Genomic DNA, 8039 nt, shown 5'->3' on the forward strand with positions numbered 1-8039 from the left:
GACTGAATCAGCGTAGCAATGCGGGGGCATGGCACGTGGTGGCTGACGCTCTCCGCTGCCTGGATCTTGTAGGGCGTAACCCATGCTCGGCTCAGACACCGCGCCAGGAGCAGCCGAGCATGGGCTCGGCTCTACCCGTGCGGTGCGCTGTGTCAAAGTCGTAACGGTAGCGCCGGGCCATGCCCGGCGGCCGATCCTGTAGAGCCGAGCCCGCGCTCGGCTTCGGCATCAGGCCAGAAGCAGCCGAGCATGGGCTCGGCTCTACAGAGTCCGCCTGCAGTCGAGCAAGCTCGACTCTACGGTCAGGTAGAAAACCGCAACCCCACCCGCGCGCCGCCCATCGGGGCGCTGCCGATCTCCAGCGCGGCGCCATGCCGCTGCGCGATCTCGGCCACGATGGCCAAGCCCAGGCCACAGCCATCGCCTTGGCTGCTGGCGCGGTAGAAGCGTTCCGTGACGCGGCCGCGCTCAGTCGCGTCAATGCCGGCACCATCATCATCCACCCACAGCTGCACGCCGTCGTCGCGCCGCTGCACCGCCAGCGTGATCACCCCTTGCTCGGCACCGTACCGCAGCGCGTTGTCCAGCAGGTTGCCCAGCGCTTCACGCAGCAGCGGCGCATCGCCTTCAACCGGCACGCCGTCATCCGGCCCTTCGTAGCCAAGGTCCACGCCGGCCGCCAGCGCACGGTCGGCATAGCGCTCGACCACGCCACGTGCCAGCACGGCGACGTCCAGCGTCTGCAACGGCAGGGCACTGCCCTGTGCATCCTCCGAACGGCTGAGCAGCAACAGCTGGTTGACCAGATGCTGCAGCCGCGACAAGCCGGCCAGCGTGCCGGACAGCGCCAGTTGCTGTGCCTGTGGATCCCGCTGCCGCAACGAACTTTCCAGCTCCACCTGCATCGCGGCCAAGGGCGTGCGCAACTGGTGTGCCGCGTTGCTGACAAAGCGCCGCTGTGCCGCCTGCATCGCATCCAGCCGCTGCAGCAACGCGTTGTAGGCCTCTACCGCCGGCCATAGCTCACGCGGGGCTTCCTGCGCCGGGTCCAACGGCGCCAAGGGGTCCGGGCGAGGGCTGGCCAGGCGCCGTGCGACCTGGTTGGCATGCCGCGCTGCGGCGCCGGTACCGGACCAGGCCAGCCATGCGGCCAGCGCGAGAATCGCGGCCTGGAAGGGCACGCTGGTCATCAGCAGTTTGCGCTCCAGCCGGTGCCGCTTGCGCAGGGTCTCGGCCACGCGCAGGCGCACGTCGTGGCCGCCTGCCACAGGCACCACCACGTCCACCATGCGCACGGGTTGCCCGCGCAGCCGCGCATCGTAGTAGGTCGCCTCGTCGTCCGCGGCCTGCGCGGGACGCGGCAGCGCTTCGGGCAGATCGCCGTAGAGACGTGCACCGGCGGCGTCGACCACTTCGCCATGCACCTCGTCCACGGTGTCCCAGGTGAACATGCGCGACATCGCCGGCGTCACGTCCATCACGGCGCGTCCGTCCTGGTCCTTCACCAGCTCGGACAGCGACATCGCTGAATCCAACAGCCAGCGGTCGTAGACCTGGCCGGCAAAGTAGCGCGCCAGTGCAAAGGATCCCACCGCACTGCACAGCAGCAGGACCAGCAGCGGCAGCCACAGGCGCCGCAGCAGCAGCCCGCGCAGGCTGTGCACGCGCTCAATCATCGATGGCCTCCAGCCGGTAGCCGAGACCGCGCAGCATGCGGATGCCAACACCCGCGCCGGCCTGCTCGAACTTGCGGCGCAGGCGGCTGACATGCACCTCGATCACCGACAGGTTGGCGTCGTGGTCCCAGCTGTACAGCGTGTCGAACAGCCGCTGTTTGGTGACCGTGCGCCCGGGTTGCTGCATCAGTGCATCCACCAGGGCGAGTTCGCGCGCGGTCAACTCGATGCGTTGGCCGTCCACCTGTACTTCCCGGCGGATGCTGTCCAGGCACAGCCGGCCCAGTCGCTTCTGTGCCGGAGCATCGCTGCGGCGACGCGACAGGGCGCGCAGGCGTGCTTCCAGCTCGCCCAGTGCGAAGGGTTTGGCCAGGTAATCATCGCCACCGCGGTCCAGGCCGAGGATGCGATCCTCCACGCCATCGCGCGCGGTGAGGATCAGTACGGGCAGCGTGATGCCCTGGTCGCGCAGGCGCGAGAGCAGTTCCAGCCCATCCACATCGGGCAGCGAGAGGTCCAGCACTATCACGTCATAGGGTGCAGCGGCCAGTGCCGCGGGTGCCAGCAGGCCCAGCGCAAGGTGGTCACACAGGTGCCCGGCGCCCTGCAGGGCGCGCACCAGGCCGTCGGCCAGGGCCGCGTCGTCTTCGATCAACAGGATTCGCATTGCAAGCTTCGCGCAAGGTTCGGGAAAGTTTGGCGCAAGTGCGCCACCTTACCGTGGCGCGCATGAATTTCCTCCCTCGTTCGGCGGCCCTGCTGGCCGCACTGGCGTGCGCACCGGCGGCCTGGGCGATCAGCCTGCAGGACGCACAACGCGCCATGGATGCACACAACCCCGACCTGCGCGCGGCGGCACTGGAACTGCGCGGAGCACAGGGTGATGCACTTACTGCCGCACTGCGGCCGGCGCCCGAACTGTCGCTGGGCAGCAGCAAGATCAGCCCAAAGCACGGCGTCGGCAGCGGCCGCTGGCAGGACAAGCGCGTGGACAGCACCGTTGGCCTTGGCTGGACCTGGGAGCGCGGTGGCAAGCGCAGCCTGCGCATGCGCCAGGCCGATGCACTGGTGGAGGCGGCCGGACTGGACATGCTGGATGCCAAGCGTCGCCAGCAGCTGGCGCTGCACGAGGCGTACTTCGGTTTGAAGGCCGCGCAGGACAACTTCGACGTTGCCGAGGCGAACCGGCGCAGTTCCGCCGAGCAGATGGCGGCGGCCGAACGCCAGGTCGCGTCCGGGGCGATGGCGCCGGTGGATCGTGCGCGCCTTGCGGTGGATGACCTGGCGGTGGCCGACGCGGCGCGTGACGCGGCGCTGGATCTGCGCGATGCGCGGCATGCGCTGGCCCTGCTGCTGGGCATGGATGAAAGCGCGTCGCTCAGTGCCGACGATGACTGGCCGGATGCCACCCTCGAACCCGCAAGCAGCGCTGCCGATCCGCAGCAGCGTGTCGACCTTCGCGCCGCCCGTTCGCGGCTGGCCGCCGCCGATGCGGGCGTGTCGCTGGCGCGCAGCGAGCGCGGCCGCGACATCCAGTGGGGCGTGGAAGCCGAGCGTGAGCCGACCGATATCAACGGCGTTACCTGGGGCGTTTCGGTGACGATTCCGCTGGGTGCGACCTCGCGTGCGCATGGCGGCATCCAGCGCGCCGAGGCCGACCGCGATACCGCTGCGCTGGAACTGCATGCGCTGCAGCGCCAGGCCTGGGCCGAGCTGGATCAGTTGCAGGCCAGCGCCGCAAGCGCCGCGCAGCGCCGGCAGGCGTACGAAGGCCTGCAGGCCGACAGCGCGCGCAAGGCCGTTGAAGGCATCGAGCTGGCCTACCGACGCGGTGCGGCCAGCCTGACCGACCTGCTGGATGCGCGCCGCAGCTGGCGCGACTTCGAAGCCGCGCTGATCCAGGCGCGTGCCGACCATGCCGTTGCGTTGGCGCGCTGGAACGCGGCCACGTCTGTAGCCCAAGGAGATGCCCCATGACCCCGCGTGACGTCACCCAACCGCGCGCGCGCCGCGCGTTGCTGCCTGCGCTGCTCGCGCTGGCCCTGCTGTCCGGCTGCGGGCGTGAGCCGGCGACCCATGCCGATCCTGCGCCGGCCGTCAGTGCGGGCCAGATCCAGTTCCCGGCCGACAGCCGCCAGCTGGAGGTACTGCGCAGCGAGGCCGTGGGCGAGGGGGCCAGCGCATCGCTGCCGCTGCCTGGCCGCATCGTGTGGGACGAAACCCGTTCCAGTGCACTGCGGTCCCCGATGCCGGGGCAGGTGTCGCGCATCGAGGCGCAGCCGGGGCAGAAGGTCAAGGCCGGCCAGGTCATCGCCTGGATCACCTCGCCGGAGTTCGGCCAGGCGCAGGCGGAGGGTGTGCGTGGGCAGGCCGAACTGCAGCAGGCCCGGCGTGAGCTGGAGCGCACCCGCGAGCTGCATGCCGCCGGCGTGGCCTCGGGCCGCGAACTGGACGAGGCGGAAGCGCATTTTGCCGGCAGCCAGGCCGACCATGCCCGCGCCGCCGCGTTTGCTACCGCCTATGGCAATGGCAACCGCGTTGACCAGCGATTGCCGCTGCGCGCGCCCATCGACGGCGTGCTGGTGGAACGGCGCATGAGCCCCGGCATGAACGTCGGCCCGGACAGCGAGCAGCCGCTGGCGGTCATCGGTGATCCCGATCGCCTGTGGTTGCTGCTGGACATCCCGGAGAGCCTGGCTGGTCGCCTGCGGCCCGGCATGCAGGTGCGTGTGCCGGCGGCCGACGGCAGCACGCTGCAGGCCACGCTGCAGCATGTCGATGACTTCGTCGACAGCGAGCGCCGCGTGGTGCAGGCCCGCGCCGAGCTGGGCAACCGCAACCGCAGTTTCAAGGCGGGGCAGTATGTGCGGGCCCAGGTCGCGTTGCCGGAGCAGGGTGGCGTATCGCTGCCGGATGCGGCGGTGCTGCTGATCGACGGCAAGCAGGTCGTGTTCGTGGAGGAAGGCGAGGGGCACTACGCCCGCCGTGCCGTGCAGGCCGAAGAACTGGGCGATGGCCGCCTGTGGGTACGCGAGGGCCTGCCCGCCGGCAGCCGCGTGGTGGTTGAAGGTGGCCTGCTGCTGCAGCAGCTGGTGGATACCGCGCCGGCCACGTCCTCCTCCGGCACGGGGCGCGCCGCACCATGATCGACCGTTTGATTGCGTACTGCCTGCGCCAGCCGCTGATGGTGATGCTGGCGCTGCTGCTGTTCATCGGTGGCGGCGTTGCGGCGTTCCGCGTGCTGCCGGTCGAGGCCTTCCCTGATGTGTCCGACACCCAGGTAACGGTGGTGTCGCTGCACCCGGGCCGCGCGGCGGAGGAGGTCGAGCGCGAGGTGACGATGCCACTGGAAGTGGCGTTGTCGGGCATTCCGCACTCGGTGCGGGTGTTCTCGCACACGCAGTTCGGTCTGTCGATGATCATCCTGACCTTCGATGACAAGGCCGATGACTACTTCGCCCGGCAACAGGTGCTGGAGCGCCTGCAGGGCGTGGACCTGCCCGAAGGCGTGACGCCGGAGCTGGAAGCGATGAGCTCGGCGGTGGGTGAGATCTACCGCTACGTGCTGAAGGCACCGCACATGAGCCCCACCGAACTGCGCACGGTGCAGGAATGGGTGATGGAGCGTGGCCTGCGCACCGTGCCCGGCGTGGCCGATGTGATCAGCTTCGGCGGCTACGCGCGTACCTTCCAGGTCAAGCCGGACCTGGACAAGCTGCGCGACCGTGGCATCAGCCTGGGGGAGTTCTCTGAAGCGCTGGAGAAGGGCAGCTCCAATGCCGGCGGTGGCTATGTCGAACGCGGCCAGCAGCAGTTCCTGATCCGCGGCGTTGGCCTGATGCGCTCGCCCGCCGACATCGGCAGCGTGGTGGTGGGGCAGAAGGGCGGCACGCCGGTGCTGGTGCGTGACTTGGCCAGCATTGCCGACACCGGCCTGCCGCGGCAGGGGCTGGTCGGCCAGGACGACAATGACGACGCGGTGTTCGGCATGGTGCTGATGCGCAAGGGCGAAAATCCGTCCGATGTGCTTGATGCCCTGCATGCGCGCGTGGCCGAGATCGAGGCCGGCCAACTGCCGGTCGGGGTCAGCATCGAGCCGTTCTATGACCGCTCCTGGCTGGTGTCGACCACGTTGAAGACGGTGTTCCGCAACCTGCTGGAAGGTGCGGTGCTGGTGTTCCTGGTGCTCTGGCTGTTCCTGTACAACGCCCGCGCGGCGCTGATCGTGGCGGCGATGATGCCGCTGGCGCTGCTGTCCACCTTCCTCGGCCTGCACCTGTGGGGCGTGCCGGCCAACCTGCTGTCGCTGGGGGCGATGGACTTCGGCATCATCATCGACGGTGCGGTCATCGTCACCGAGCACATCGTCTCGCGCTTGTCCGCGCTGCCGAGTACGGCGGACCGGAAGACGCGGTTCTCCACTGTGCTGTCGGCGGCCTCGGAGGTCGGGCGGCCGACGTTCTTCTCGATGCTCATCATCATCGCCGCGCATATCCCGATCTTCACCCTGCAGCGGCAGGAAGGCCGGATGTTCGCACCGATGGCCTACTCGGTGACCTCGGCATTGATCGGCGCACTGATCCTGGCGCTGACCGTGGTGCCGCTGTTCTGCTACTGGTGGCTGCGCCGTGACCGCATGCGCGGCGAGAACCCGCTGATGGACCGGCTGACCGGCTGGTACCAGCCGGTGCTGGAACGCGCCCTGGCCAGACCGCGGGCAGTGGTGCTGACCGCCGTGGCCCTGCTGGTCGGCACCTTGGCACTGGGCGCGCGACTGGGCTCGGAGTTCCTGCCCGAGCTGGATGAGGGGTCGATCTGGCTCACCGCCACCCTCGACCCCAGCACCAGCCTGGCCGAAGCGCAGCAGCAGTCGCGGCGCATCCGCGAACTGGTGAACACCTATCCGCAGGTGTCGACGGTGGTGGCCAAGCTTGGGCGGCCCGAAGACGGCTCCGATGCCAAGGGCGCGAACCAGATCGAGGCGCTTGTGGCGCTGAAGCCGGAGAAGGAATGGCCCAAGGGCGTGGACAAGCGGCAGCTGATCGCCGATCTGCAGCGCACGCTCGAACAGCGCATTCCCGGGCCGGAGTTCTCGATCTCGCAGCCGGTGCGCGACAACATCCTGGAGAGCATCTCGCAGATCAAGGGCCAGGTCGTCATCAAGGTCAGCGGTGCCGACCTGGACGTGCTGAATCGACAGGCCCAGGCCATCCTCGGCCAGGTGCGTGGCGTGGACGGCGTGGAGAGCGCCTTCATCGACCGCGATGGTTCGCTGCCGCAGCTGCAGATCGAGATCGACCGCGACCGTGCCGCGCGCTACGGGCTGAACGTGCGGGACATCGACGAGGTGATCGAGACGGCGCTGGGGGGCCGTGAAGTAGGCGAACTGTGGGAAGGCGACCGCAGGTTCCCGATCACCCTGCGCCTGGACGATGCCGACCGCGACCTGCAGCGCCTGCGCATGGTGCCGGTGGGGATCGGTGATGGACATACGGTGACGTTGTCCGATGTGGCTGATTTCCGCATGGCCAGCGGCGCGATCAACATTTCCCGCGAGAATGCGCAGCGGGTGAAGGCCGTGAGCATCTTCATCGCCGGCCGTGACATGGGCAGCGTGGTGGCCGACATGCGTTCGCGGGTGGATGCCAGCGTCGCACTGCCGGAGGGCTACCGTCTGGAATGGTCGGGCGAGTTCGAGAACCAGCAGCGCGCGATGAAGCGGTTGGGCTGGGTGATCCCGCTGTCGGTGCTGATCATCTTCGTGCTGCTGTTCGATGCGTTCAAGGACATCAGCAGTGCGGCGCTGATCCTGGCCAACGTGCCGCTGGCGATGATCGGCGGCATCCTGGCCCTGTGGGTGACCGGCATTCCGCTCTCGGTGTCGGCCGCGATCGGCTTCATTGCATTGTTCGGCCAGGCGGTGCTGAACGGCGTGGTGATGCTCAGCCGCTTCGCCCAGCTGCGCGAGCAGGGCATGGATCTGCTGCAGTCGGTGGTGCAGGGCTCGCTGCAGCGCCTGCGCACGGTGCTGATGACCGCGTTGCTGGCGATGTTCGGCCTGCTGCCGATGGCCACCTCGCATGCCATCGGTGCGGAGACGCAGAAGCCGCTGGCGGTGGTGGTGATCGGTGGCCTGCTGTCGGCGATGCTGCTGACGCTGTTGGTGCTGCCGACGTTGTATTACTGGGTGCACCGCCGGCGGGAGGCGCGGGCGGGCTGACGAAAATATAGAGCCGAGCCCATGCTTGGCTGCGTCTGGCTTCTGTGCGGAGAGCAGCCGAGCATGGGCTTGTATGTTCCCCCCGGCTCCTACGAGGTATGTAGGAGCCAGGGTGGAGGGACCGACAAGCATGGATCTGCGGA

At 68.8% G+C, this 8039-nt stretch carries 5 protein-coding genes; 3 read left to right on the top strand and 2 right to left on the bottom strand.

Translation table 11 applies throughout. The features are described from left to right. Nucleotides 1-302: 302 nt before the first annotated feature. Both AC3WL7_RS15310 and AC3WL7_RS15315 read right to left on the bottom strand, forming a co-directional pair. Nucleotides 303-1676 carry a sensor histidine kinase gene (locus AC3WL7_RS15310; RefSeq protein ID WP_492751353.1) on the bottom strand — a complete coding sequence of 458 codons (1374 nt, stop codon included), beginning with the start codon at nt 1674-1676 and terminating at the stop codon, nt 303-305. Further along, nucleotides 1669-2343 (bottom strand): response regulator, encoded by a 675-nt coding sequence (locus AC3WL7_RS15315; protein ID WP_492751355.1) that lies wholly within the window; start codon nt 2341-2343, stop codon nt 1669-1671. The genes AC3WL7_RS15310 and AC3WL7_RS15315 overlap by 8 nt, the downstream gene beginning before the upstream one ends. Nucleotides 2344-2405: 62 nt before the next feature. Between AC3WL7_RS15315 and AC3WL7_RS15320 the strand changes: the two genes are divergently transcribed. From AC3WL7_RS15320 to AC3WL7_RS15330, 3 genes are read left to right on the top strand one after another with little or no spacing between them, the layout of a single operon-like run. Next, nucleotides 2406-3653, top strand: a complete 1248-nt coding sequence (locus tag AC3WL7_RS15320; protein WP_492751357.1) for a TolC family protein — start codon at nt 2406-2408, stop codon at nt 3651-3653. Then, entirely contained in the window at nt 3650-4822 is a 1173-nt protein-coding gene (locus AC3WL7_RS15325) for an efflux RND transporter periplasmic adaptor subunit (protein ID WP_492751359.1), read from the top strand. Before AC3WL7_RS15320 ends, AC3WL7_RS15325 begins: the two co-directional genes overlap by 4 nt. Next, nucleotides 4819-7896: an efflux RND transporter permease subunit gene (locus AC3WL7_RS15330; protein ID WP_492751361.1), complete on the top strand. Its 3078-nt coding sequence runs from the start codon at nt 4819-4821 to the stop codon at nt 7894-7896. Before AC3WL7_RS15325 ends, AC3WL7_RS15330 begins: the two co-directional genes overlap by 4 nt. Nucleotides 7897-8039 lie beyond the last annotated feature (143 nt).

The organism is Stenotrophomonas sp. FW305-3-2-15-E-LB1 (assembly GCF_058787375.1).

Coding starts and splice junctions, on each gene's coding strand:
- AC3WL7_RS15320 (WP_492751357.1), top strand. CDS start 2,406: ATGAATTTCCTCCCTCGTTCGGCGGCCCTGCTGGCCGCACTGGCGTGC.
- AC3WL7_RS15325 (WP_492751359.1), top strand. CDS start 3,650: ATGACCCCGCGTGACGTCACCCAACCGCGCGCGCGCCGCGCGTTGCTG.
- AC3WL7_RS15315 (WP_492751355.1), bottom strand. CDS start 2,343: ATGCGAATCCTGTTGATCGAAGACGACGCGGCCCTGGCCGACGGCCTG.
- AC3WL7_RS15330 (WP_492751361.1), top strand. CDS start 4,819: ATGATCGACCGTTTGATTGCGTACTGCCTGCGCCAGCCGCTGATGGTG.
- AC3WL7_RS15310 (WP_492751353.1), bottom strand. CDS start 1,676: ATGATTGAGCGCGTGCACAGCCTGCGCGGGCTGCTGCTGCGGCGCCTG.